Source organism: Pseudomonas sp. GL-RE-26, from assembly GCF_019956275.1.
GTDB lineage: Bacteria > Pseudomonadota > Gammaproteobacteria > Pseudomonadales > Pseudomonadaceae > Aquipseudomonas > Aquipseudomonas grandcourensis.
The window spans coordinates 18,696-44,721 of record NZ_JAHBDI010000020.1; the positions used below are offsets into that span (position 1 = coordinate 18,696).

The window sequence follows — 26,026 nt, forward strand, 5'->3', positions numbered from 1 at the left end:
AGGACGCCACATGCGCCTGTTTCGCTCACTGACCCTGCTGACCCTGTTGATGCCAGCGCTGGTCGCATCCACGGCATTTGCCGATGACCTGTACCAGGTCGAAATGATTCTGGTCCGTCAAAACGCCGTACCGGCGATTGTCAGCCGCGCCGCGCCGGAAGACTGGGCGGCTGGCGCTCAGCCAGTCAGCGCCGACAGCCTGCGCACGCCAAGCCTCAATGGCGAAGTGGAAAAACTCACCAGCAGCGCCGACTACACGGTGTTGCTGCACAAGGCCTGGCAACAGCCCCTCGGCGAAACGGCCAGCAAAGTGGCGATCAGCGACGGCAAGGAACAATATGGTCAGTTCCCGATCGAGGGCACACTGAACATGACACTGGGACGCTTTACCGACGTCGACGCCGATTTCTGGGTCAACCAGATCGATGCCAATGGCATGGTGACCGCCAGCGAGCGCTTGAAACAGGAAAGCCACACCAAGAACGGCCAGCTGAATTTTCTCGATAACGGCCACCTCGGCCTGCTGATCAAGATCACTTCGCTGACCGCCCCCGCACCCCGAGCAGCTCCCGAAGAAATTCCGGACTGATTCCCTATGTCCGCGACCCTGAGCAAACCCCTGGCACCATCCTGGGTCAGCCGATTCAAGGAACAGAGCCTGGAGCGTGGTCGCCGTTACGCGCTGGAGAATCGCGTCAGGATCGTCGAGGCCGGCGACGCCACGATCATTGCTGCCTGCGAAGGCTCTGGCGGTAACGTTTACCGTCAGACCATTCGCCTGCGCGAGTCAGCCAAGGGCACGCTGCTGATGGTCGACGCCACCTGCTCCTGCCCGGTCCACAGCAACTGCAAACATTGCGCGGCGGTGCTTCTGCAAGTGCAGGAAACCCTCGACTACCCCGCCGCAGCCAAAGACGCCGAACTCCTGGAAAAGCTCCAGGCCGTCCTGGAAAACCGCAGCCCGAAAGCCCCGCCGCAAGTGCTGGTGGACAATGTGCAGCCCGTCCCGCGCCTGTGGCTGGCGAGCATCGAGTTCAGCGCGTTCGAACCGCGCAACGGTCGAATGCAGCGTTACATCCAGCATCGTGCGGCGCTATCTTTCAGTTATCTGGACGAGTACGTTTCCGGACAGAAAAACACCGACATCCTGATTCGCCAGGAAACCCAGACGCTGCGGATAAAACGCCACCCGGACGTGGAACAGTCCTACCGGGAACAGTTGCGAATCCTCGGCTTCAAAATCGCCACCCGGCAAAGCAAGGCCTTGCCGGAAAGCGCCGGCGAGCTTTTTGAGATGGTCAATGACAGCGCCTGGCTGACCTTTACCCTCAATGAACTGCCGAAGTTGCGCACCCAGGGCTGGGAATTGCAGATCGACGAGGACTTCGGTTTCGACCTGACGGCGGTAGACGACTGGTACGCTACGGTCGAACAGGCTCCGGAGCGCGACTGGTTCGACCTGGAACTGGGGATCATCGTCAACGGCGAACGCCTGAGCCTGTTACCGATCCTGCTCAACCTGATGCGCTCGCACACCGAAATCCTCAACCCGGAACGCCTTGCCCGACGCCGCGACGACGAGCTGATCCTGGTCAACATCCCCAATCGCCCGAACTCCGAGTACGGCCCGCTGCAAGTCGCCCTGCCCTTCGGTCGCTTGAAACCGGTGCTGGCCACCCTCGGCGAGTTCTACCTGCAGGAGCCCGGCGACACCACACTGCGCCTGAGCAAGGCCGATGCCACGCGCCTGAACCCGCTGGAAGACATGCCACTGCTCTGGGAGGGTGGCGAACAGATCCGCACCTTTGCCCAGCGCCTGCGCGACATCAAGGACCACACGGCCACCGCCCCGGAAGGCCTGAATGCGACGCTGCGTCCGTATCAGCTCGAAGGCTTGAGCTGGATGCAATCGTTGCGGCAGCTGGAAGTGGGTGGAATTCTCGCGGACGACATGGGCCTGGGCAAAACCCTGCAGACACTGGCCCACGTGCTGAGCGAGAAAAACGCCGGGCGCCTCGATCGGCCGTGCATGGTGGTGATGCCGACCAGCCTGATCCCCAACTGGCTCGACGAAGCGGCGCACTTTACGCCGCAGCTCAAGGTACTGGCGCTATACGGTGCCAGCCGCAAAAAGCACTTCGACAAGCTGGCCGATTACGACCTGATCCTGACCACCTATGCGCTGCTGCCCAAGGATGTCGAACGCCTGGCGGCGCAGCCCTTGCACATACTGGTGCTGGACGAAGCGCAATACATCAAGAACCCGACCAGCAAGGCCGCCCAGGCTGCTCGCGAGCTCAACGCCCGGCAGCGCCTGTGCCTGAGCGGCACGCCGTTGGAAAACCATCTGGGCGAACTCTGGTCGCTGTTTCACTTCCTGTTACCCGGCTGGCTGGGTGACGTCAAAAGCTTCAACCGCGATTACCGCGTGCCGATTGAAAAACGCACCAGCGAGGTCAGGCTTCAGCACCTCAACGGCCGGATCAAACCTTTCCTGCTGCGCCGCACCAAGGAACAAGTGGCCACCGAGTTGCCGCCGAAAACCGAGATCATCCACTGGGTCGAACTCAACGAGGCCCAGCGCGATGTGTACGAAACCATGCGCCTGGCCATGGACAAGAAGGTCCGCGACGAAATCACCCGCAAAGGCGTGGCCCGCAGCCAGATCATCATTCTCGAAGCACTGCTCAAGCTGCGCCAGGTGTGCTGCGACTTGCGCCTGGTCAACGAGGCAACCCTGCCAAGCCGTGGCAGCACGTCGGGCAAGCTCGACAGCCTGATGGAAATGCTCGAAGAGTTGTTCGAGGAAGGTCGGCGAATCCTGCTGTTCTCGCAGTTCACCTCGATGCTGTCACTGATCGAAGACGAACTGAACAAACGCGGCGTGGCCTACGCCCTGCTGACCGGCCAGACCCGCGACCGCCGCACACCGGTGAAGGAATTCCAGAGCGGCAAGCGTCAGATCTTTCTGATCAGCCTGAAGGCCGGTGGCGTTGGCCTGAACCTGACCGAAGCGGACACGGTGATTCATTACGACCCATGGTGGAACCCGGCGACGGAAAACCAGGCGACCGACCGGGCGTACCGCATCGGCCAGGAGAAGCCGGTGTTCGTCTATAAGTTGATTGCGCGCGGCACTGTGGAAGAGAAGATTCAGCACCTGCAAAAGGAAAAATCCGACCTCGCGGCCGGCGTGCTGGATGGGCGCAAGGCCGGGGACTGGAAACTGCAGAGCGATGATATCGAGGCGTTGTTTGCGCCGCTGCCGGAAAACCTTGAAAAACGCTGAGACTTTCGGCGTTTTTTAGACCGCCATCGCGAGCAAGCTCGCGATGAGGTCAACTCGGTTTCAAGCGGGACTCAGCCCTTGAGCACCCGCGCCAGCGTCGATTTCACCTTGCCCATGCCGTCATGCAAGGCCTGCTCGATCTCGGCCATGGTGATCACGGCCGTCGACTTGCCCGCCGCCGGGTTCACCACCAGCGCCAGACAGGCGTAATCCAGTTCCAGTTCGCGGGCCAGGGCCGCTTCCGGCATACCGGTCATGCCGACGATGTCGCAGCCGTCACGCTCCAGCCGGGCGATTTCAGCCACCGTTTCCAGGCGAGGCCCTTGAGTGCAGGCATACACGCCATGACTGCTGTAGCCCACGCCTTCCGCCGCCAATGCCGCAATCAGTTGCTGACGCAACGGTTCGCTGTAGGGGTAGCTGAAGTCGATATGGGTGACGTGCTCCAGGTCATCGGCAAAGTAGGTGTGCTCACGACCGCTGGTGTAGTCGATCAACTGATGCGGCACGCAGAAATGCCCGGTGCCCATGGTGGCATGAATGCCACCCACAGCGTTGACCGCCAGAATGGCTTCGGCTCCGGCCTGCTTCAGCGCCCAGAGATTGGCGCGGTAGTTGACCTGATGCGGCGGAAAACGATGGGGATGGCCGTGACGCGCGAGGAACAGTACTTCCTTGCCGGCATACTCGCCGATCTGCACCTCGGCCGAAGGTGCGCCATAAGGCGTGTCCACTGCCAGTGACTGGCGAATGCTCAGGCCTTCGAGTTGAGTCAGGCCAGTGCCACCGATAATCGCGTAAACCGTCATAACGAACAGTCCTTAATCAATCAATTGAGCTTCTTTGAGCGCGCTGACAGCGGCCAGCCAGCGCGGGTCTTGACGGTATTCGGTGTTGGCGAACGACTGGCCGCGCATCCGCGCAATGCGCTCGGAAGGCTTGACCTTCAGGCGTTGCGCAGCGCTCAGGGCCAGTTCGGCGGCCGCACGGTCGTTGCACACCAGGCCCATGTCGCAACCGGCAGTCAGTGCCGCTTCGATACGGCTGGCGGCATCGCCGACCACGTGGGCGCCCGCCATGGACAGGTCGTCACTGAAGATCACGCCATCGAACTGCAACTCGCCGCGCAGGATGTCCTGCAACCAGCGGCGGGAGAAACCTGCGGGCTGGGAATCGACTTGTGGATAAATAACGTGGGCCGGCATGACCGCCGCCAGTTGCTTGCTCAGTTTGGCAAACGGCACCAGGTCCTTGGCGCGGATCTCGTCGAGACTGCGCTCATCATTCGGGATCGCGACGTGGGAATCCGCTTCAGCCCAGCCATGACCAGGGAAGTGCTTGCCGGTGGCCGCCATCCCGGCGCTGTTCATGCCACGGATGAATGCACCCGCGAGCAAGGCAGCGCGCTCGGGATCACCTTCGAACGAACGGGTGCCGACAACGGCGCTGCGCTGGTAATCCAGGTCCAGCACCGGGGCAAAGCTCAGGTCCAGGCCAACGGCCAACACTTCGGTGGCCATGATCCAGCCGCACTGCTCGGCCAGGTATTCGGCGTTCGGGTTATCGGCAATGGCGCGCATGGCTGGCAAGCGCACGAACCCTTGGCGCAGGCGCTGCACGCGGCCGCCCTCTTGATCCACCGCCAGCAACAGATCGGGACGAATAGCGCGGATGGCCGCACTCAGCTCGCGCACTTGACGCGGATGCTCGATGTTGCGGGCAAAGATGATCAGGCCGCCCACCTCGGGCTGGCGCAACAATTGGCGATCTTCAGCCGTCAGCCAGGTACCGGCGACGTCCACCATCAACGAGCCTTGCAAGCCAGCAGTCATAAAAATTCCTTGATAACAGAAAACCCGGCCTACACGAATTCGCCGCCAGACGCTATGCCCGGCAGGTCGGCGATATCAATGGGAAACGGGTTCAGAACGAGAGTCGGCATGGGCGGCTAGCTTAGCGGATGTCAGCTGCCGCGCCCACCCGTGTGCGGTTAAACCTTGGCGGCAACCGGTGTCGATTTGCTACGCGGACGCAACTGGGCCGTAGCCATGGCCGTGTCAGTAACGCCGGATTCGGCACGCATGCCGGCAGCCAGGAATGGCACCATCAGGCGCATGACCTGCTCGATGGAGGTGTTCACGCCGAAATCGGTTTCGGCAATCGCGCGCAAGGCCTTGATACCGGACATGCTGAACGCCGCCGCACCCAGCATGAAGTGCACGCGCCAGAACAGTTCGATGGGCGGAATACGCGGCGCCGCTTCGTTGACCAGCATCATGTAGCGGCGGAACACCTTGCCGTACATGTCTTCCAGATAACGACGCAAGTGCCCCTGACTCTGACTGAACGCCAGCCCCAGCAGACGCATGAAAATAGAAAGATCGTTGCCACTGCGCGGCTGCACCACCAGTGCCTGCTCGACGAGGATTTCCAGCAACTCTTCGAGCGTCGGCTTGATTTCAGGCTTGGCCTGACGCCGCTCCAGCTCTTTATCGAGGCTGATGCAGAACGGCCCGAGGAACCGCGAGAAAACCGCTTGAATCAACGCCTTCTTCGAACCGAAGTGATAGTTCACCGCCGCCAGGTTGACACCCGCCTTGCTGGTGATCAGACGCAACGAGGTTTCGGCGAAACCTTTTTCCGCGAACAACTGCTCGGCTGCATCAAGAATGCGTTCAACGGTTTCCGACTGGGCCATGGCTACTCCGCCTGACAAACACTTGTTTGAAACATACGTTTCAGCCTGTGCATTGTCAAGTCTGGCAGTTCGTTTTGGGAATGGTCGGTCAGACATTTAACCACACAACGGCGAAGCTTCAATCCACTGACTGTTTGACCGTCCGGCGGCGACTGAAAAATGGGGCATTGCCAAGACCGCCGCACTGTATATAATCCCAGTCACTGTATAAAAAAACAGAGCGATCGATATGCTAAAGCTGACGCCACGACAAGCAGAGATTCTGGCTTTCATCAAACGCTGCCTGGAAGACAACGGGTATCCACCCACCCGTGCGGAAATCGCTCAGGAACTGGGTTTCAAATCGCCCAATGCGGCGGAAGAACACCTCAAGGCACTGGCCCGCAAGGGTGCAATCGAGATGACGCCTGGCGCCTCCCGTGGCATTCGCATCCCAGGATTCGAAGCCAAGGCCGACGATTCCACCCTGCCGATCATTGGCCGGGTCGCAGCCGGCGCCCCGATTCTTGCGCAGCAACACATCGAAGAGTCCTGCAACATCAATCCCGCCTTCTTCCATCCGCGCGCCGACTACCTGCTGCGCGTCCATGGGATGAGCATGAAGGATGTTGGCATTTTCGACGGCGACCTGCTGGCGGTTCACACCACCCGCGAAGCCCGTAACGGTCAGATCGTGGTTGCGCGAATCGGCGACGAAGTGACCGTCAAGCGCTTCAAGCGTGACGGCAGCAAAGTCTGGCTGATCGCCGAGAACCCCGAGTTCGCCCCTATTGAAGTGAACCTTCAAGACCAGGAACTGGTGATCGAAGGCTTGAGTGTCGGCGTCATTCGCCGCTAAAGGAGGCACCATGCAGTTCCCACAGACATCACCACAGCAAACCCAACTGCCGTTGTTCGAAGCGTTCATGGCACAGCCATTGGCGCCGATTCTGAAAGACGTAGTCGAGTCCCCCTGGAGCGCCGAACCTGACGTTTTCAGCGAGCTGTCACTGCGTGGTGCAACCGGGAACTGCCTGAGCCTTCTGGCACCGATCCTCAGGGAATTGAGCCAGGACCAGGATGCACGCTGGCTGACACTGATCGCGCCGCCCGCCAGCCTGACCCAAGCCTGGCTGCGAGATGCCGGCCTCAACCGCGAGCGCATTCTGTTGCTGCAACCGCGGGGCACCCAGAGCGCCCAGCAACTGACCTGCGAAGCCCTGCGCCTGGGTCGTAGCCACACGGTGGTCAGCTGGATCAACCCGTTGAGCCCCCAATCGCGGCAACAACTGATCAGCGCCGCCCGCACCGGGGACGCTCAGAGCCTGAATATTCGACTGGGTTAACCGACAAGCAAGACGCGCGCTTCACCGCGCCAGGCTTCTCCAGGGACAGAGAAGCCGATGAGTAACGACATCAAGAAAAGCGACAGACGGGGGTCAATGAAGAACCCGCGACCCCTCTTCCTTGTCGAATTCGCCTTCAACCAGGCGACCGGCCATCTGAACACCGACGCTCAACATCGCCTTGGCGACTTCCACGTGCTGCCCTTGCAGGAATGCCTTGGCGTCCTCGGAGAAATCCAAAGTAACCAGAGAACCCTCGTCCTCGGCCCTGCGCAGCTCGATACGGCCGTCTGGTAACTCGACAATTTCTAGAAAGGACGTTGGCATAAAGGACTGTTCTCCACGAAAGGCGGGGATTATATAGGCATCGGCCAGGCTTCGCTCGGGATCTTGACCAGATGCCATCCCAAAACTGTTTCTGTCAGCACTCGTTCAGGCCTTCGCGAAAGCGGATCGCCAATCCTTTCAGATTCTGACGCCAGCTCTCCAACTCCTCCCGACTCAGCTCTTCCGGCGCTTCCTCTTCATCCAGATTGACAGCCAGGATCAGTGGCTGGGTCACGTCCCCTTTCGGCTTGTGGGGCGCGCGCGGCGGCTGAAACAACGCAGCATGGGCAGCCAACAACTTGGCCAACCAGGTTTCCGGATTATTGGCCAGTTCGACCAGCTCAGCCATTTCCGGAATGGCGATGGTTTCCAGCACCTCGCGAGTCAGCAACAACTCCGCACGGGGCGCATTGGCCTGAGGCAAGCGATAGAAACCGGCGATTTCGTGACACAGACCCAACAGCGCGCCGTACAGGTGAAACAGCGCGGATTCGCGTCCAGCCTGGATCAGCGCCAGCGAATTCATCGCCCGCCCCTCTTCAGTGCGGGCCAGTGCTTCGAGCGACAAGCCGGCGAAATAAATCTTCTGATTGGTGCGGGTATACAGTTCGTGGGCCATGACGGCAGCCTCCACAACGAAATAATTGCTTCATGCAGGTTGGACAGTGTCGTGGATCAGCCGATCCAACCGCAAGCCCCCCCTTTTTTTTACAGGAGCACAACAAAGGCCGCATGAAAACCCGAGGGTTCTCATGCGGCCTTTTCATTGCTGTGACGCTTTACGCTTTCGCAGCTGGACGCTTGTCTTCGACCGTCCACTTGCCACCATCGTAGAACGCTTTCCAGCCAGTCGGCTTACCGTCAACCTCAGTCTGCACGTACTGTTCCTTGGTCTTGCGACTGTAACGAATCACAGTCGGGAGGCCATCCGGATCTTTCTTCGGCGCTTCGCAGAGGAAGTGATACTTCGGATCGATCTCATCCTTGTGCGGGATGATTTCCATCACCAGCGGAGCACGAGTCTCACGGTTTTTCGGGAACTGGCTGGCCGCCAGGAACAGGCCGGATGCACCGTCGCGCAGGATGTAGGTGTCGTTGACCTTTTCGCATTTCAGCTCAGGCATCTTCACCGGATCCATCTTCGGCGGCGCCGCGTCACCGCTCTTCAGCAGTTTGCGGGTGTTCTTGCAGGTGGCATTGGTGCAACCGAAGAACTTGCCGAAACGGCCGGTCTTGAGTTGCATCTCGCTGCCACACTTGTCGCACTCCAGGCTCGGACCTTCATAGCCCTTGATGCGATAAGTGCCCTCTTCGATTTCGTAGCCATCGCAATCCGGGTTGTTACCGCAGATGTGCAGCTTGCGCTTTTCATCGAGCAGGTAGGCATCCATCGCCGTGCTGCAGATCGGGCAACGATGCTTGCCACGCAACACCAGCGATTCCGATTCACCCTCGTCGTCCGCAGCGATCTCGTCGCCCGGCACCAGGTTGACGGTGGCCTTGCAGCGCTCTTTCGGCGGCAGGCTGTAGCCCGAGCAACCGAGGAACACACCAGTCGATGCGGTACGAATCTGCATCGGCCGGCCGCAAGTGGTGCACGGAATGTCAGTCATGACAGGCTGATTGGCACGCATGCCGTGTTCCGGGCTTTCGGCCACTTCGAGTTTCTTCTTGAAGTCACCGTAGAACTCGTCGAGCACGTTTTTCCAGTCGCGTTCGCCCTGGGCCACGTCATCGAGGTGCTCTTCCATGCCGGCGGTGAAGCCGTAGTCCATCAGGTTGGAGAAGCTCTCAGCCAGACGCTCGGTGACGATGTCGCCCATCTTTTCCGAGTAGAAACGACGGTTGTGCAGCGCCACATAGCCGCGGTCCTGGATGGTCGAAATGATCGCCGCATAGGTCGAAGGACGACCGATGCCGCGTTTTTCCATTTCTTTTACCAGGCTGGCTTCCGAGTAACGTGCCGGCGGCTTGGTGAAGTGCTGGGTCGGATCAAGCTTGATCAGCTTCATCGCGTCGCCCTGGGCCATGTCCGGCAGTACGTCGTCATCACCTGGCTTGGCGATTTGCGGCATGACGCGGGTGTAACCGTCGAACTTCAGGATGCGGCCCTTGGCGCGCAGCTCGAAGTCGCCGGCACCCACAGTGACCGTGGTCGACAGGTATTGCGCCGGCAGCATCTGGCAAGCGAGGAACTGGCGCCAGATGAGCTCGTAGAGGCGCTCAGCGTCACGCTCCATGCCCGACAGCTTGCTTGGCTCGGTATTGGCGTCGGACGGACGAATCGCTTCGTGAGCCTCTTGTGCGCCTTCCTTGCTGCTGTAGACGTTCGGGGTTTCCGGCAGGTACTTCTTGCCGAACTCGCCTTCAATATAGGTACGCGCCATCGCCACGGCATCAACCGAAAGGTTGGTGGAGTCGGTACGCATATAGGTGATATAGCCAGCTTCGTACAAACGCTGGGCCATCATCATGGTCTTCTTCACACCGAAGCCCAGGCGGTTACTCGCGGCCTGCTGCAGGGTGGAGGTGATGAATGGCGCCGACGGCTTGCTGCTGGTCGGCTTGTCTTCGCGCTTGACGATGCTGTAGCTGGAAGCCTTGAGCTTCTCCAGCGCGGCCATGGCCTGGGTTTCGTTGAGCGGCTTGAAGGCTTCGCCCTTTTCGCGAGCCACGTCGAAACGCACGGTCGCGCCTTTGGCGGTACCGAGGTCGGCATGAACTTCCCAGTATTCTTCAGGGATGAACGCGCGGATTTCACGTTCACGCTCGACCACCAGCTTCACGGCAACCGATTGCACGCGACCGGCGGACAGACCGCGAGCGATCTTGGCCCACAGCAGCGGCGAAACCATATAGCCCACGACGCGGTCGAGGAAGCGACGCGCCTGCTGGGCGTTGACGCGGTCGATATCCAGCTCGCCCGGTTTCGAGAAGGCTTCCTGAATCGCCTTCTTGGTGATTTCGTTGAACACCACGCGCTTGTAGCGGGTGTCGTCACCACCGATGGCTTCGCGCAGGTGCCAGGCAATGGCTTCCCCCTCGCGGTCCAAGTCGGTTGCGAGATAGATGGTGTCAGCATCCTTGGCGAGCCGGCGCAGCTCTTCGATGACTTTTTCCTTGCCCGGGAGGATCTCGTACTTGGCTTTCCAGCCATGGTCCGGATCGACACCCATGCGTGCGACCAGCTGCTTGCGCGCTTTTTCTTTCGGCGACAGTGCCGGCACTTCACCCGCAGCAGCCTTGCCGCGCTTGGCGGCTGGCTCTTTGCTGGCGCTAGCCGAACCGCTGGTGGGCAGGTCTCGGATATGGCCGATACTCGACTTCACCACGTATTCGTTGCCCAAATACTTGTTGATGGTCTTGGCCTTAGCCGGGGATTCCACAATGACCAGCGATTTGCCCATGGATCAGAAAATTCCTGAATTCGAGAAGTGAAAGGCGGTTGGCGCCTGACGCGGCACCGCTATATATAGTGGCAACAAGGTGAGGTCAAGCGCAGGGTTTTGCGCGCACTCAGCTTATGCCTTGTTGAAAAGGCTTTCTTCGGCCTGCACCAAAGCAAAGCGTGGCACCTGTTCGCCGTCAACTTCGACGGACTCCAGGAACATGCTCAAGGGACGCACCCAAAAGCCGTAATCGCCATACAGGGCTTGATAGAAGACCACTTCTTCTTCGGTTTCCGAATGCCGCGCAACACTGAATACGCGGTACTGCGGACCTTTGTAATGTTGGTAGAGCCCAGGTTGTATCGGCATGCTTTGGCCCTCACTGAAATTTCTTCAAAATAAAAACAAAAATAAATCCGGAAAAACAAAAACCGGGGCACTTGGCCCCGGCTTCCATCAACGAGACGCTTAAACGCGTTCGAAGACGGTGGAGATGCCTTGGCCGAGACCAATGCACATGGTGGCTACCCCGAAGGTACCGCCATTCTGCTTCATCACATTGAGCAAAGTGCCGGAGATACGCGCACCAGAGCAACCGAACGGGTGACCCAGGGCGATCGCGCCGCCGTGCAGGTTAACCTTCTCGTTCATCTTGTCGAGCACTTTCAGATCTTTCAGCACTGGCAGGGCCTGTGCGGCGAAAGCTTCGTTGAGCTCGAAGAAGTCGATGTCGGAGATGCCCAGACCCGCGCGCTTCAGTGCTTTTTGTGTGGCCGGTACTGGACCATAGCCCATGATTGCCGGATCCACACCTGCCACCGCCATCGAGCGAATCACCGCCAGAGGCTGAATGCCCAGGTCCTGTGCACGCTGCGCCGACATCACGATCATGCACGAGGCACCATCGGTGATCTGCGACGAGGTACCGGCTGTCACGGTGCCGCCCTTTGGATTGAACGCTGGCTTGAGAGCCGCCAGGCTTTCCAGGGTGGTTTCCGGACGAATGGTTTCGTCGTAGTCGAAGGTTTTCAGGAAACCGTTCTCGTCATAGCCCTGCATCGGGATGATTTCGTCTTTGAACTTGCCTTCCACGGTCGCCTTGTGGGCGAGTTGGTGGGAGCGCACGCCGAAAGCGTCCTGTTGCTCGCGAGTGATGCCGTGCATCTTGCCCAGCATTTCCGCGGTCAAGCCCATCATGCCCGAGGCTTTCGCCGCGTACAGCGACATATGCGGGTTCGGATCGACACCGTGCATCATGCTCACGTGGCCCATATGCTCGACGCCACCAACCACGAAAACGTCACCGTTGCCGGTCATGATCGCTTGTGCAGCAGTGTGCAGAGCACTCATGGACGAGCCACACAGGCGGCTGACAGTCTGGCCGGCCGAAGTGTGCGGGATCTGGGTCATCAGCGACGCCATGCGCGCGATGTTCCAGCCCTGCTCCAGGGTCTGGTTCACACAGCCCCAGATCACATCTTCGACTTCGTTCGGGTCGACCTTGACGTTACGTTCCAGCAGTTTGCTGATCAGGTGCGCCGACATGTCTTCGGCGCGGGTGTTGCGGTGCATGCCGCCCTTGGAGCGGCCCATCGGAGTACGACCGAAGTCGACAATCACGACGTCTCTAGGATTCAAGCTCATAAGTTCACTCTCACTCTAGTTGGGGGCGCTTAACCGAAGAAGCTCTGGCCGTTCTTGGCCATTTCGCGCAGCTTCGCGGTCGGGTGGTACAGCGCGCCCAAATCAGCGTACTGGTCAGCCAGGGCAACGAACTCTGCCACACCGAGCGAGTCGATGTAACGCAGCGCACCGCCACGGAATGGAGGGAAACCAATACCGTAGACCAGACCCATGTCGGCTTCGGCAGCGGTTTCGACGATGCCGTCTTCCAGGCAACGCACGGTTTCCAGGCACAGCGGGATCATCATCCAGTTGATGATGTCTTCGTCGGTGACTTCGCGCTGCTCGTAAACGATCGGCTTGAGCACCTCCAGCACCGAAGGATCGGCAACTTTCTTCTGCTTGCCCTTCTTGTCGGTCTCGTAGGCGTAGAAGCCCTTGCCGTTCTTCTGGCCCAGGCGCTTGGCTTCATAGAGCACGTCGACGGCCGAGCGACGGTCGTCCTTCATGCGGTCCGGGAAGCCTTCAGCCATCACGTCACGACCGTGGTGGCCGGTGTCGATGCCGACCACGTCCATCAGGTATGCCGGGCCCATCGGCCAGCCGAATTTTTCCATGATCTTGTCGATACGGACGAAGTCCACACCGGCGCTGACCAGCTTGGCGAAACCGCCGAAGTACGGGAACAGGACGCGGTTGACCAGGAAGCCCGGGCAATCGTTGACGACGATCGGGTTCTTGCCCATTTTCTTGGCGTAGGCAACGGTGGTGGCAACCGCCAGCTCGCTGGACTTCTCACCACGGATCACTTCCACCAGCGGCATCATGTGCACCGGGTTGAAGAAGTGCATGCCGACGAAGTTTTCCGGACGCTTGAGGGCCTTGGCCAGCAAGGTGATGGAAATGGTCGAGGTGTTGGACGCCAGGATGGTGTCCTCCTTGACCTTGTCTTCGACTTCAGCCAGTACCGCTTGCTTGACCTTCGGGTTCTCGACGACCGCTTCGACCACCAGGTCCACGTGACCGAAGTCGCCGTAAGACAGGGTTGGACGGATGCCGTTGAGCACTTCAGCCATTTTCGCGGCGGTCATGCGACCTTTATCAACGCGGCCAACCAGCAGCTTGGCGGCTTCGGCCAGACCCTGCTCGATACCGTGCTCGTTGATGTCCTTCATCAGGATCGGCGTGCCTTTGGAAGCCGACTGATAGGCGATACCGCCACCCATGATGCCGGCGCCCAGTACGGCGGCCTGCTTCACGTCCTTGGCGATTTCGTCGTAGGCCTTGGCCTTTTTCTTCAGTTCCTGATCGTTCAGGAACAAGCCGATCAAGCTCTGCGCGGCAGAGGTCTTGGCCAGCTTCACGAAACCGGCAGCTTCAATTTCCAGCGCCTTGTCGCGACCGAAGTTCGCGGCTTTCTGGATGGTCTTGATCGCTTCAACCGGCGCCGGGTAGTTCGGGCCAGCCTGGCCGGCCACGAAACCCTTGGCGGTTTCGAAAGCCATCATTTGTTCGATGGCGTTCAGCTTGAGCTTTTCCAGCTTCGGCTGGCGCTTGGCCTTGTAGTCAAACTCGCCGGAGATGGCGCGCTTGATCAATTCCAGCGCGGCGTCCTGCAGCTGCTCAGGAGCAACCACTGCATCGACGGCGCCGACTTTCAGCGCGTCTTCAGGACGGTTTTCCTTGCCGGCGGCAATCCACTCGATGGCGTTGTCGGCACCGATCAGGCGCGGCAGGCGCACAGTACCGCCGAAGCCCGGGTAGATGCCCAGCTTGACTTCCGGCAGACCGATCTTGGCCTTGGTGGACATGACGCGGTAGTCCGCCGCCAGGCACATTTCCAGACCGCCACCCAACGCGATGCCGTTGATGGCAACAACAGTCGGGACGTTGAGGTCTTCGAAATCGCTGAAAATCTTGTTGGCTTCGAGGTTGCCAGCAACAAGTTCTGCATCCGGCAGCTTGAAGTTGTCGACAAATTCGGTGATGTCGGCGCCGACGATGAACACGTCCTTGCCACTGCTGACGATCACGCCCTTGATCGAAGCATCTGCCTTGATAGTGTCTACGGCCTGACGCAGTTCGTTCAGGGTTAGACGGTTGAACTTGTTGACGGACTCACCCTTGAGGTCGAACTTCAGTTCGACGATGCCACTTTCAAGAGCCTTAACCGTGATGGCTTTACCTTCGTAAATCATCAACTGATCTCCACGATATGGAAGCTGAACAGTACACGTCGGACGCAGGCGAATGGCTCGGCAGGGACGTTGATCGTCAATGCTACGCCCATTCCCCCGGCACACCCGCCAACGCGATAGTCGGGATTCTGTAGGAGCGGTCTGAAATACAAACGCTCAATTCATACGCCCGTTTGATTTGGGTACGTCACCTTCACGGAATTTCCGACAATTGTCAATCGCCTGAAAAACGGGTTGAAACGCGACTTTCCGGTCATTTCCGTACTGCGAAGACCTTAAACACGCCGAAGCATGCAAGGTCATTCATAGAATCAATTGTTAGAAAAGTCGCCCTAATTCGCTGCAGCCCGTGTTTAACAAGCTACGCTGGCGAAACCAAGGGGAAAATTGTGAACGCTTTTGGCGAATGCCCAGCGTAAGATCAGCCAACACCGATTTACCGGCCTGCCTGGCCAACCCGCCCGATGATTTTGTCGGGCTTTTTATTGCCTGATGATTTTTGCTGCTTGCGGTGTCAGGCCAATGCCTTGAGGGTGGCATCAATCTGTTGCAATACCTCGGCCTCGCCCTTCTCGCCCCAATACAGGGCGATTATTTGCTTGTCAGCCTCGACCTTGAAGACATTGCCTGGCAATTTCTCGAAATGATCGAGTAGCGACCGATCTTCACAGATTTCCTGCCATTGATTGACCCAGACACCCGGTGATTTTTGCCAGTAACTCCAGCACGCCGGCCGACTGCCACGCCGCGGACGATGGTACTGGGCGCAGGGGCTCGGCGGCTCCTGGCTGAGCCAGTGCGGCCATTCCTGAGGTGCCAGTTGCATGGCCAGCCCGATGCGCCGAGCCTCCATCCGCAAGGCTATGCGCCCGCTCTGAACTCGCGACGGCCGCAACCATGCCAGCGGACTCAGCACCACCAGCAGGATTGACACCACTATCCAGACCGTCATATCTGTACTCCCGAATTTGAATGAGCCCATTGTGTCACTTTGGAGCCAATGCGCTTGAAACCAGCCATACTTACCAATATTGCATCCCTCAGGAGGAGCACCTCATGCCCTACAACCATATTCTGGTCGCTGTAGATCTGACCGAAGAGTGCGACCCTGTGATTCACCGCGCTCGCGAACTGTCGGTGAGCAACGGTGCGAAATTGTCGCTGGTGCACATTGTCGAACCGATGGCGATGGCCTTCGGCGGCGACGTGCCGATGGACCTGTCACAACTGCAACAGCAGCAGTTCGATCAGGCCAAGGAGCGCCTTGACCGCTTGATCCTGAAATATCCGGAGCTCTCCAGGGAATACAGCCACCTGACCTACGGCCAGCCACGCCAGGAGATCCACCACCTGGCCAAGGAGCAAACCTGCGACCTGATCGTGGTGGGCAGCCATGGCCGGCATGGCCTGGCACTGCTGCTGGGCTCCACCGCCAATGACGTGCTGCACGGCGCGCCTTGCGATGTGCTGGCGGTGCGCCTGCAGAACAAATCCTGACGCTGTACATCACCTGTAGGAGCGAGCCTGCTCGCGATGAGGCACTATCAGTCGATATCAATGTTGACTGACAGGCCGCCATCGCGAGCAAGCTCGCTCCCACATTGAAACCGTAACAACCTTCAAATCTTCATACGAAAAGCCCGGCGCTCATCACTGAGCGCCGGGCTTTTTTATTGCAGCGTCAATCAGGCATCCAGCTCGGCCCAACGCTCGACCATGATGTCGAGTTCAGCCTGCAACTGCTCCAACTGAGCGATCACCGCAGCGGACTCGGCAGCAGGACGCTGGTAGAAACCCGCATCCGCCATCTGTGCTTCAACGGAGGCAATCTGCTGCTCCATGGCTTCGATCTGCCCCGGCAACGCTTCCAGCTCGCGCTGCAACTTGTAGCTGAGCTTTTTCTTCGCCACTGGCGCTTCGACCGCTGCCGCTACCGGGGCAGGCTCGGCCTTCACCACCGCGGAGTTCAGGTCGGCCTTGCCGGACTTGCTCTCGGTCACGCCCAGCAGGCGCGGCGAGCCGCCCTGGCGCAGCCAGTCCTGATAGCCACCGACGTACTCGCGAACCTTGCCTTCACCTTCGAAGACCAGGGTGCTGGTAACCACGTTGTCGAGGAATGCCCGGTCGTGGCTGACCATCAGTACGGTGCCGTTGAAGGTCAGCAAGACCTCTTCGAGCAATTCGAGGGTTTCAACGTCGAGGTCGTTGGTCGGTTCGTCGAGTACCAGCAGGTTCGCCGGCTTGCTGAACAGCTTGGCCAGCAACAGACGGGCACGCTCACCACCGGACAGCGCCTTGACCGGCGTGCGGGCACGCTGCGGGCTGAACAGGAAGTCGCCGAGGTAGCTCAGCACGTGGCGGCTCTGGCCGTCGATATCGATGAAGTCGCGACCTTCGGCCACGTTGTCGATCACGGTTTTTTCCAGGTCCAGTTGATGGCGCAGCTGGTCGAAGTAGGCGACATCGATCCTGGTGCCCTCTTCCACTTTGCCACTGGTCGGTTGCAGGCCGCTGAGCATCAGCTTCAGCAACGTGGTCTTGCCGGTACCGTTGGCGCCGAGCAGGCCGATACGGTCACCGCGCTGCAGCACCATGGAGAAGTCCTTGATCAGGAACGGCCCACCTGGGTGAGCGAAGCTCACATTCTCGAGCACCATGACCTGCTTGCCGGACTTGTCGGCGGTATCCAGCTGAATGTTGGCCTTGCCGGTACGCTCACGACGCTCGCTGCGCTCGACACGCAAGGCTTTCAGTGCACGCACGCGACCTTCGTTACGGGTACGACGGGCCTTGATGCCCTGGCGAATCCACACTTCTTCCTGGGCCAGGCGCTTGTCGAACAGCGCGTTGGCAGTGGCTTCGGCAGCGAGTTCAGCTTCCTTGTGCACGAGGAAACTGGCGTAGTCGCCGTTCCAGTCGATCAGGCCACCGCGATCCAGTTCCAGGATGCGGGTTGCCAGGTTCTGCAGGAAAGAACGGTCGTGCGTGATGAACAGCACGGCGCCCTGGAAATCCTTCAGCGCTTCTTCAAGCCAGGCGATGGCACCGATGTCCAGGTGGTTGGTCGGTTCGTCGAGTAGCAGCAGGTCCGGCTCGGACACCAGGGCCTGGGCCAGCAGGACGCGACGACGCCAGCCGCCGGACAACTCGGCGAGGGTCTTGTCGGCCGGCAATTGCAGGCGGCTCAGGGTGCTGTCGACGAGGGTCTGCAAGCGCCAGCCATCACGGGCTTCGAGGTCGTGCTGGACGTGCATCAGTTTGTCCAGATCGGCGTCGGTGACGATGTTCTGGCTCAGGTGGTGATATTCGGCGAGCAAGGCGCCAACGCCGTCCAGGCCTTCGGCCACCACGTCGAACACTGTCCGCTCGTCGGCCACCGGCAATTCTTGCGGCAATTCGCCGATCTTGAGCCCGGGTGCGCGCCAAACGGAGCCGTCATCGGGCTTCTGGTCGCCCTTGACGAGCTTCATCATGCTGGACTTGCCAGTGCCGTTGCGGCCGATGATGCACACCCGCTCACCACGGGCGATCTGCCAGGACACCTTGTCCAACAACGGCATAGCGCCGAAAGCAAGGGACACATCGCTGAATTTGAGCAGGGTCATGAGCTTCTCCAAAAACCGGGCGCGCATTCTACCTGACTTGAGGCTTCAGAAGGCCGGCAATTTCACTCTCGTAGCACTCTGCATGACAAATGTTGCGAACTGATGCGGGAAGACCCGCAAAGCTTTCACCGGCTGCTGGCAAAAGGCTAAGCTACAGACAATTCAGCGCGGGCCTGGCCCGTACTTGTCATGATTTTCTCTGCCCGGACGTCTCATGCGCAGTCGCCTTTTCAATCTTTTATCTGCTTTTTTACTGTCCGCCGCTGCCGTCCAATCCGTCCAGGCGGTGGACCTGTCCACCCAACGCCAGTATTACGATGAAGCCAAGCGCGCCTTGGCCAAGGGCGATAGCGGCCCGTATTTCCGTTACAGCCAGGCCCTCGCCGATTATCCGCTGGAACCCTACCTGGCGTACGACGAGCTGACCGCGCGCCTGAAAACCGCAAGCAACGCCGAAATCGAGAAATTCCTCGCCGAACACGGCGACCTGCCCCAGGCCAACTGGATGAAACTGCGCTGGTTGCGCTGGCTGGCAGACCGGGGCGATTGGGCGACCTTCGTCAAGTATTACGACCCGAAAATGAACTTCACCGAACTGGACTGCCTGAATGCGCAGTACCAGATCAGCCACAACCTCAAAGCCGAAGGTTACGCCAACACCGAGAAACTCTGGCTGACCGGTAAATCCCAGCCCGAAGCCTGTGATGCCCTGTTCGGCATGTGGGCCGCCGATGGCCAGCTGACCGAGCAAAAACGCTGGGAACGCGCGAAACTCGCCGCCCAGGCGCGCAACTATCCGCTGGCCAACAGCCTGGTCAACGGCATGACCACCCTCGCCCCTCGCGGTCGCTTGCTGGTGGACGTGGCGCAGAAACCGGAACTGCTCAACCAGCCGTCACGCTTCACCCCGGCCGATGAAGCCATGTCCGACGTGGTCAGCCTCGGCCTGCGCCGCCTGGCTCGCCAGGACCCGGACAAGGCCATGGACCTGCTCGACGGTTACGCCAGCAGCATGCACTTCTCCCGGGATGAAAAAGTGGCGATCGCCCGGGAAATCGGGCTGACCCTCGCCAAACGTTTCGACGGCCGAGCCCTGGACGTCATGACCAAATACGATCCGGAGCTACGCGACAACACGGTTTCCGAATGGCGCCTGCGCCTGCTCCTGCGCTTGGCGCGCTGGGACGATGCCTATCAGTTGACCCGCCGCCTGCCCCAGGACCTGGCCACCACCAACCGCTGGCGTTACTGGCAGGCCCGCAGCCTGGAACTGGCGCAACCGCAGAATCCGGAAGCGCAGACGCTCTATAAAAGCCTGGCCCGCGAACGCGACTTCTATGGTTTCCTCGCCGCCGATCGCTCACAGTCGCCCTACTCGCTGCTCAACAAACCGCTGGTGCTCAGCCAGGCCACCATCAACAAGGTGCGCAACACTCCCGGCGTGCGTCGCGCCCTGGAATTCCACGCTCGCGGGCAAATTGTCGACGGTCGCCGCGAGTGGTACCACGTCAGCCGCCACTTCAGCCGCGACGAGATGGTCGCCCAGGCCAAACTGGCCTACGACCTGAAATGGTATTTCCCGGCGATCCGCACCATCAGTCAGGCGCAGTATTGGGATGACCTGGATATCCGTTTCCCGATGGCCCACCGCAATACGCTGGTGCGTGAAGCGAAGAACCGCGGCCTGCATCCGAGCTGGGCGTTCGCCATCACCCGCCAGGAAAGTGCGTTCATGGACGACGCCCGCTCCGGGGTCGGCGCCTCGGGCCTGATGCAACTGATGCCCGCCACCGCCAAGGAAACCGCGCGCAAGTTCAGCATTCCCTACAGCTCGCCACAGCAACTGCTGGATCCGGACAAGAACATCCAGCTCGGCGCCGCTTACCTGAGCCAGGTGCACAGCCAGTTCAACGGCAACCGCGTCCTCGCCTCCGCCGCCTACAACGCCGGCCCCGGCCGCGTACGCCAATGGCTGCGCGGTGCCGATCACCTGAGTTTCGACGTGTGGGTGGAAAGCATTCCGTTCGACGAAACCCGCCAGTACGTGCAAAACGTGCTGTCGTATTCGGTGATCTATGGCGACAAGCTCAACTCACCGCAGCCGATCGTGGATTGGCATGAGCGGTATTTTGATGATCAATAAGAGGAGCAGCGGCAAGCTTTAAGCTACAAGCCGCAAGCTGTTCTGGTAAACCGCAATAAAAATGCCCGCATTGAAAGATGCGGGCATTTTTATTGCGCTTTTCTTAGCCGGTTATTTGGTCGGAAACGGCATTCTGCCCATCACTGAACTGCAACGCCGCCAACCGCGCATACAAGGCATTGCTGGCAATCAGTTCCTGATGCGTGCCCACCGCCACCAGTTTCCCCTGGTCCATCACCGCGATTCGGTCGGCGTTTTTCACCGTGGCCAGGCGATGGGCGATCACCAGGGTGGTTCGATTCTTCATCAGGCCCGGCAGTGCCTGCTGGATCAGGTGCTCGCTTTGGGCGTCGAGGGCGCTGGTGGCTTCGTCCAGGAGCAGGATCGGGGCGTCCACCAGCAACGCGCGGGCGATGGCCAGGCGCTGGCGCTGGCCGCCGGACAAGCCGAGGCCGCCGTCCCCCAGATGAGTCTGGTAACCGTTGGGCATGGCTTCGATAAAGTCATGGGCGTAAGCGATTTTTGCTGCTTCCTGCACCTCGGCCAAGGTCGCCTGCGGATTGCCGTAGCGAATGTTTTCTTCAATGCTGCCGAAAAACAGCGCCGGAGTCTGCGATACCAGAGCGAAACAGCGGCGCAGGTCCAGCGGATCGAGTTGAGTCAACGGCACGCCATCGAGCAGGATGCGCCCCTGCGCCGGGTCGTAAAAACGCAGCAGCAAGTCATACACCGTGGATTTGCCGGCCCCTGATGGCCCGACCAGCGCCAGCGTCTCACCGGCATTGATGGTCAGGCTCAACCCGTCGACGGCATAGCTTTCCGGCCGCGACGGGTAGGAAAAACGCACATTGTGCAGTTGCAGTTGGCCATCGACCCGCTCCGGCAGTTTCACCGCGCCCGCCACCGGGGGCAGGATGATGTTTTCCGAACGCAGCAATTCGGCAATCCGCTCGGCCGCGCCGGCTGCCCGCTGCAATTCACCAATCACTTCGCTCAAGGTGCCGAACGCGCTGCCGACGATCAGGCTGTAGAACACGAACGCCGCCAGCTCGCCAGCGGAGATTCGCCCGGCGATGACGTCCATGCCGCCAACCCAGAGCATCACCCCCACCGCACCCAGGACCAGCACGATCACCAGGGTAATCAACCACGCCCGCTGGAAGATGCGCTTGCGTGCGGTGTTGAACGCATCTTCCACCGTCACGGCAAACCGGCGCTCGTCCTGGGCCTGATGGTTGTAGGCCTGCACGGTCTTGATCTGCCCCAGGGTTTCCGACACATAGCTGCCGATGTCGGCAATCCGGTCCTGGCTCAGACGTGAGAGGTTACGCACCCGGCGCCCGAAGATCAGGATCGGCGCGATCACCAGGGGCAAGGCGACCACCACGATGCTGGTGAGCTTGGGGTTGGTGATGAACAACAGGACGATACCGCCGATCACCATCAACAGATTGCGCAGGAACAATGACAGCGAAGAGCCGATGACCGACTGCAGCAGCGTGGTGTCGGCGGTCAGGCGGGACTGGATTTCCGAGCTGCGATTGTCTTCGTAAAACCCCGGGTGCAGGTAAATCAGATGATTGAACACGTTGCGCCGGATGTCGGCGACACAGCGCTCGCCGATCCACGACACCAGGTAAAACCGTGCAAAGGTTCCGATCGCCAACCCCGCCACCAGCAGCATGAACAGACCGATGGACTGATTGAGCAGGTGCGGTGACTGGGTCATGAACCCCTTGTCCACCAGCAGACGGATGCCCTGCCCCATGGACAAGGTAATGCCGGCGGTGGCGATCAACGCCAGCAAGGCGCCAAAGGCCTGCCAGCGATACGGCGCGATGAAACGACTGGCCAGGCGAATGGCACGGCGGTGACGGGCAGAGAGCATCGTAATCATCCTGGACAAGGCAGTCATTAGGGTCAGCCTATACCGCTCAATGGGGTGGCTCGTTGTAAATCACAATGAGTCGGGTTGATTATGTCCAGCAACACTAGAGGCTAGACATTATTGGTCTAAAGTTCGGGTAGCCAGGCGAAGGCATTTCTGCTGGACTGGTTCTGTCCCCCCGGAAAGATCGCAGGGAGTTGTCATAGCCCGGTCACCTGGTGGTTCTACAGTAAGCTAACAACCTGATGAGGAGACAGGCCATGTCCTTGCAACACAGCAGCGATGACAAGATTCAAGTGATCCGCACGCAACCAGACCAGTCTCTGGGTTGCTCGATTATTGACGAGCAGGGCCGCGAAGTACCGATCACTGAAGAAATGATCCAGAAAGCTTGCAGCGAACTGGAAAAGCGATTGGTCAAACCTGCCGAACAAAAGTGATATAGCCACCGTCTTCTTGACCCGGCCCTTTGTTGGCCGGGTTTTTTATGCCTGCTTATCCAATCCGGGGCCGCCACGGCCTATCAGATTGCCGTCGCCCCCAACGCCGCCACAATTTTCTGCAACTCAGGCGCATCTCCCTCGATTCGCACCTGCAACCCGTCGATCTCACGGCGCGACGGGTATTGCTTGCGCAGCACATCGAATGCCGCACGCTGTTCGCTGACATTGCCGACAAGGCTGCGACGGAAATCCGCATCGTCACGACGCGGGTCATACACGCCACGGCACAGCATGGCCAACGCCCAGGCCGGGTCGCTTTGCGCATTGAGGGTCACGTGCGACAGCCACGGTGCCGGCAGCAAATCGCCCAGGCTGACGCGGGCCGGTTGCCCGAGGAAATCGCAATAGGCCTGATAGATCTGCGCGGTCCCCCGCTGCTTGCCGTCGAGGCTGTAGCCGGCAATGTGTGGCGTTGCCAGCACGCAGAGTTCGGCCAGCGCCACGTCGACTTCTGGCTCGCCTTCCCAGACATCGAGCACTGCTTGCAGGTCTTCGCGCTCCAGCAGCACATCGCGCAGCGCCGCGTTGTTGACCACCGGCCCGCGACTGGCATTGATCAGCCAGGTGCCGGACCTGAGCTGGTTCAGGCGTTTTTCATCGAACAAATGCCAGGTCGATTGCGGACCCTGTTTAGTCAATGGCGTGTGCAGGCTGATGACGTCGCACTCGTCGATGATCTGCTCGAGGCTGACGTAATCCCCACCTTCTGCAGCTTGCCGAGGTGGATCGCACACCAGCACCTTCCAGCCCAGGCCTTGCAGGACCTTGACCAGCCGTCCACCCACTTCGCCGGCACCAACCACGCCGTAGGTACGCCGGGTCAGGTCGACACCTTCGATTTCGGCCAGGGTCAGCAGACTGCCGAGCACATAGTCGACCACGCCGCGGGCATTGCAGCCTGGTGCGCTGGACCAGGTGATACCGGTCTGCTGAAAGTAATTCAGGTCCAGATGATCGGTGCCAATGGTGCACGTACCGACAAAGCGCACCTTGCTGCCCTCTAGCAGCGCGCGATTGACGTTGGTCACCGAGCGCACCAACAGCACATCGGCCTGCTCGACCGTGGCACGGTCGATGGCGCGACCCGGTACCCGGCGGATTTCTCCGAAGCCTCCGAAGAAGGCATCGAGCAGGGGGATATTTTCGTCGGCAACAATCAGCATGGCAGGCTCCTTTGGCGGATCGGCAGTTTAGGCGTAGATACCTCATCGCGCCTAGCACGCCGCTCGCAGATGATTACAAATCCACAACACGGGTCTTTTCCTGACTGGCGCGTCAACGCGTAGAATGCGCGCCTGTGCATCAATACCTTTTGGACGTTTCGCCATTGAATCCTGTAATTGAGAATACCGCCGCCATTGCTCCGGCGCGGACGACACCTGTTCGCCTGGAGCTCAAAGGCCTGCTCAGCCTGGCCCTGCCCATCATGATCGCGCAATTGGCCACCACGGCCATGGGCTTCGTCGATGCGGTGATGGCCGGCCGCGTCAGCCCACGGGACCTGGCCTCGGTGGCCCTGGGCAACTCGATCTGGATTCCGGTCTACCTGTTGATGTCCGGCGTCCTGCTGGCAACCACACCCAAGGTCGCGCAACGCTTTGGCGCCGGGCAGCTTGACGAAATCGGCCCGCTGGTACGCCAGGCGCTGTGGCTGGCACTGTGCGTCGGGTTGATCGGCAGTGGCCTGCTGCTCGGCGCCGAGCCGATCCTGCACTGGATGAAAGTCGACCCACAATTGATCGAGCCGAGCATGGGTTACCTGCACGGGATCGCCTTCGGCTTGCCGGGCATGGCGTTCTATTACGTGCTGCGCTGCTACAGCGATGGCATGGGGCGGACCCGTCCGAGCATGGTCATCGGCTTGTGCGGGCTACTGCTGAACATTCCGCTGAACTACACGTTGATCTATGGCCATTTCGGCGCACCGGCCCTGGGCGGCGTCGGTTGTGGCTGGGCCAGCGGCATCGTGATGTGGTTCATGGCGTTGAGCATGGCCGGCTGGACCTTCTGGGCCCCCTTCTATGCCCGCACCCGTGTGCTGGTGCGCTTCGATCGGCCAAAATGGGCCGTGATCAAGCGCCTGGTCAGCATCGGCCTGCCGATCGGTATCGCCGTGTTTGCCGAGTCCAGCATCTTCGCGGTCATTGCCCTGTTGATCGGCAGTCTCGGCTCTACCGTGGTGGCCGGGCACCAGATCGCCCTGAATATCAGCTCGTTGCTGTTCATGATTCCTTACTCGCTGGGCATGGCGGTGACCGTGCGCGTCGGCCAGGCACTGGGGGCCGGCAATCCCTGGCAGGCGCGCTTCGCAGCGAAGGTCGGGCTCGGCGCGGCACTGGTGTTCGCGGCGTTCTCGGCGGCCCTGATCCTGCTCCTGCGCGAACCTATCGCCTCGATCTACACGCCTGACAAGGCCGTGATCCAGATTGCGTCGATGTTGATTGTGTATGCCGCGCTGTATCAGTTTTCCGATGCCATCCAGGTGATCTGCGCGGGCGCGCTGCGTGGATACCAGGACACCCGGGTGACGATGATCCTGACCCTGTTCGCCTATTGGGGTATCGGCTTGCCGGTCGGTTACGTGCTGGGACTGACCGATTGGTTCGGTCCGGCCAGCGGCCCGAGCGGGCTATGGGAAGGGTTGATTGCCGGCTTGAGCTGCGCGGCGCTGATGCTGTCGATCCGCCTGACGCTCAGTGCGCGCAGGCGAATTCGTAACAGCCGCTCGGCGGGTTGACTGCACAAACAAAAAGACCTGCTTTTGCAGGTCTTTTTTTTGGCTACCGTTAAACGGACTTCTTGCGAATCCAGTAGAGGTAGGTGCCCTCATCTTCGTGCTGCGCCACCAGTTCATGGTCGAGAAACACGCAGAACTTGGGAATGTCGCGACGGGTCGACGGATCAGTGGCGATCACCTTGAGCAGGCCGCCGGGCACCAGGTCACGGATGTGCTGGTGCAGCATCATCACCGGCTCGGGGCAGTTGAGGCCGGTGGCGTCGAGGGTGCCGTCTACCGGCGTATCAAGCATTTCACTCAT

The 26,026-nt window shown here is 60.1% G+C and carries 22 protein-coding genes; 8 read left to right on the plus strand and 14 right to left on the minus strand.

Going from position 1 to position 26,026, the window contains the following annotated elements; all coding sequences use genetic code 11:
- Window positions 1-10 precede the first annotated feature (10 nt).
- Together KGB07_RS14385 and KGB07_RS14390 are read left to right on the plus strand one after the other, a co-directional pair.
- Complete coding sequence (locus tag KGB07_RS14385; RefSeq protein WP_046041404.1) at window positions 11-589, plus strand: CsiV family protein; 579 nt, start codon at window positions 11-13, stop codon at window positions 587-589.
- 6 nt (window positions 590-595) lie between these two features.
- Window positions 596-3,289, plus strand: a complete 2,694-nt coding sequence (locus KGB07_RS14390; RefSeq protein ID WP_223465735.1) for a DEAD/DEAH box helicase — start codon at window positions 596-598, stop codon at window positions 3,287-3,289.
- 71 nt (window positions 3,290-3,360) lie between these two features.
- On the opposite strand, the gene KGB07_RS14395 is transcribed toward KGB07_RS14390, so the two are convergent.
- The 3 genes from KGB07_RS14395 to KGB07_RS14405 form a co-directional block, all read right to left on the minus strand.
- Window positions 3,361-4,098 carry an S-methyl-5'-thioinosine phosphorylase gene (locus KGB07_RS14395; RefSeq protein ID WP_046041401.1) on the minus strand — a complete coding sequence of 246 codons (738 nt, stop codon included), beginning with the start codon at window positions 4,096-4,098 and terminating at the stop codon, window positions 3,361-3,363.
- Between the two features lie 12 nt (window positions 4,099-4,110).
- Window positions 4,111-5,109, minus strand: coding sequence for a beta-N-acetylhexosaminidase (nagZ, locus tag KGB07_RS14400; RefSeq protein WP_185754798.1), 999 nt, complete (start codon window positions 5,107-5,109; stop codon window positions 4,111-4,113).
- A 170-nt stretch (window positions 5,110-5,279) separates the two neighbouring features.
- A complete protein-coding gene (locus KGB07_RS14405; RefSeq protein WP_007974041.1) occupies window positions 5,280-5,987 on the minus strand; it encodes a TetR/AcrR family transcriptional regulator in 708 nt (235 codons plus the stop codon).
- A 229-nt stretch (window positions 5,988-6,216) separates the two neighbouring features.
- On the opposite strand from KGB07_RS14405, the gene lexA reads away from it, so the two are divergent.
- Window positions 6,217-6,825 carry a transcriptional repressor LexA gene (gene lexA, locus KGB07_RS14410; protein ID WP_007974043.1) on the plus strand — a complete coding sequence of 203 codons (609 nt, stop codon included), beginning with the start codon at window positions 6,217-6,219 and terminating at the stop codon, window positions 6,823-6,825.
- Window positions 6,826-6,835: 10 nt separating this feature from the next.
- Window positions 6,836-7,312: an SOS-induced cell division inhibitor SulA gene (gene sulA / locus KGB07_RS14415; RefSeq protein WP_046041397.1), complete on the plus strand. Its 477-nt coding sequence runs from the start codon at window positions 6,836-6,838 to the stop codon at window positions 7,310-7,312.
- Window positions 7,313-7,405: 93 nt separating this feature from the next.
- Here the strand turns inward: sulA and KGB07_RS14420 are convergent, their stop codons facing one another.
- The 7 genes from KGB07_RS14420 to KGB07_RS14450 all read right to left on the minus strand — a co-directional run bounded on the left by KGB07_RS14420 (window position 7,406) and on the right by KGB07_RS14450 (window position 15,801).
- Window positions 7,406-7,639, minus strand: coding sequence for a hypothetical protein (locus tag KGB07_RS14420; RefSeq protein WP_046041430.1), 234 nt, complete (start codon window positions 7,637-7,639; stop codon window positions 7,406-7,408).
- Between the two features lie 94 nt (window positions 7,640-7,733).
- A complete protein-coding gene (locus tag KGB07_RS14425; protein ID WP_223465736.1) occupies window positions 7,734-8,258 on the minus strand; it encodes a DUF6586 family protein in 525 nt (174 codons plus the stop codon).
- 160 nt (window positions 8,259-8,418) lie between these two features.
- The gene (gene topA, locus KGB07_RS14430; RefSeq protein WP_046041393.1) at window positions 8,419-11,046 is read right to left on the minus strand and encodes a type I DNA topoisomerase; all 2,628 of its coding nucleotides are present in this window, start codon (window positions 11,044-11,046) and stop codon (window positions 8,419-8,421) included.
- Window positions 11,047-11,160: 114 nt separating this feature from the next.
- Complete coding sequence (locus tag KGB07_RS14435) at window positions 11,161-11,397, minus strand: DUF1653 domain-containing protein (RefSeq protein WP_046041390.1); 237 nt, start codon at window positions 11,395-11,397, stop codon at window positions 11,161-11,163.
- A 99-nt stretch (window positions 11,398-11,496) separates the two neighbouring features.
- Window positions 11,497-12,672, minus strand: coding sequence for an acetyl-CoA C-acyltransferase FadA (gene fadA / locus KGB07_RS14440; RefSeq protein ID WP_008023006.1), 1,176 nt, complete (start codon window positions 12,670-12,672; stop codon window positions 11,497-11,499).
- A gap of 29 nt (window positions 12,673-12,701) precedes the next feature.
- Window positions 12,702-14,849 (minus strand): fatty acid oxidation complex subunit alpha FadB, encoded by a 2,148-nt coding sequence (gene fadB / locus KGB07_RS14445; RefSeq protein ID WP_046041387.1) that lies wholly within the window; start codon window positions 14,847-14,849, stop codon window positions 12,702-12,704.
- Window positions 14,850-15,363: 514 nt separating this feature from the next.
- On the minus strand, window positions 15,364-15,801 hold the full coding sequence (locus tag KGB07_RS14450; protein ID WP_046041384.1) for a hypothetical protein: 438 nt from the start codon (window positions 15,799-15,801) through the stop codon (window positions 15,364-15,366).
- Between the two features lie 104 nt (window positions 15,802-15,905).
- Between KGB07_RS14450 and KGB07_RS14455 the strand changes: the two genes are divergently transcribed.
- The gene (locus KGB07_RS14455; protein WP_046041383.1) at window positions 15,906-16,346 is read left to right on the plus strand and encodes a universal stress protein; all 441 of its coding nucleotides are present in this window, start codon (window positions 15,906-15,908) and stop codon (window positions 16,344-16,346) included.
- A 188-nt stretch (window positions 16,347-16,534) separates the two neighbouring features.
- Here the strand turns inward: KGB07_RS14455 and KGB07_RS14460 are convergent, their stop codons facing one another.
- The gene (locus tag KGB07_RS14460) at window positions 16,535-18,454 is read right to left on the minus strand and encodes an ATP-binding cassette domain-containing protein (protein ID WP_223465737.1); all 1,920 of its coding nucleotides are present in this window, start codon (window positions 18,452-18,454) and stop codon (window positions 16,535-16,537) included.
- 214 nt (window positions 18,455-18,668) lie between these two features.
- Here KGB07_RS14460 and KGB07_RS14465 point away from each other — a divergent pair, with 214 nt between their 5' ends.
- Window positions 18,669-20,597, plus strand: a complete 1,929-nt coding sequence (locus KGB07_RS14465; RefSeq protein ID WP_046041379.1) for a transglycosylase SLT domain-containing protein — start codon at window positions 18,669-18,671, stop codon at window positions 20,595-20,597.
- A 103-nt stretch (window positions 20,598-20,700) separates the two neighbouring features.
- On the opposite strand, the gene KGB07_RS14470 is transcribed toward KGB07_RS14465, so the two are convergent.
- Complete coding sequence (locus tag KGB07_RS14470) at window positions 20,701-22,494, minus strand: ABC transporter transmembrane domain-containing protein (RefSeq protein WP_185754797.1); 1,794 nt, start codon at window positions 22,492-22,494, stop codon at window positions 20,701-20,703.
- Between the two features lie 251 nt (window positions 22,495-22,745).
- On the opposite strand from KGB07_RS14470, the gene KGB07_RS14475 reads away from it, so the two are divergent.
- Window positions 22,746-22,925: a PA1571 family protein gene (locus KGB07_RS14475; RefSeq protein ID WP_046041374.1), complete on the plus strand. Its 180-nt coding sequence runs from the start codon at window positions 22,746-22,748 to the stop codon at window positions 22,923-22,925.
- Window positions 22,926-23,008: 83 nt separating this feature from the next.
- On the opposite strand, the gene pdxB is transcribed toward KGB07_RS14475, so the two are convergent.
- Entirely contained in the window at window positions 23,009-24,151 is a 1,143-nt protein-coding gene (gene pdxB / locus KGB07_RS14480; protein ID WP_046041372.1) for a 4-phosphoerythronate dehydrogenase PdxB, read from the minus strand.
- A 164-nt stretch (window positions 24,152-24,315) separates the two neighbouring features.
- On the opposite strand from pdxB, the gene KGB07_RS14485 reads away from it, so the two are divergent.
- Window positions 24,316-25,725, plus strand: a complete 1,410-nt coding sequence (locus KGB07_RS14485; RefSeq protein WP_046041428.1) for an MATE family efflux transporter — start codon at window positions 24,316-24,318, stop codon at window positions 25,723-25,725.
- Window positions 25,726-25,774: 49 nt separating this feature from the next.
- Here the strand turns inward: KGB07_RS14485 and tusA are convergent, their stop codons facing one another.
- Window positions 25,775-26,026 (minus strand): sulfurtransferase TusA, encoded by a 252-nt coding sequence (gene tusA / locus KGB07_RS14490; protein ID WP_056721984.1) that lies wholly within the window; start codon window positions 26,024-26,026, stop codon window positions 25,775-25,777.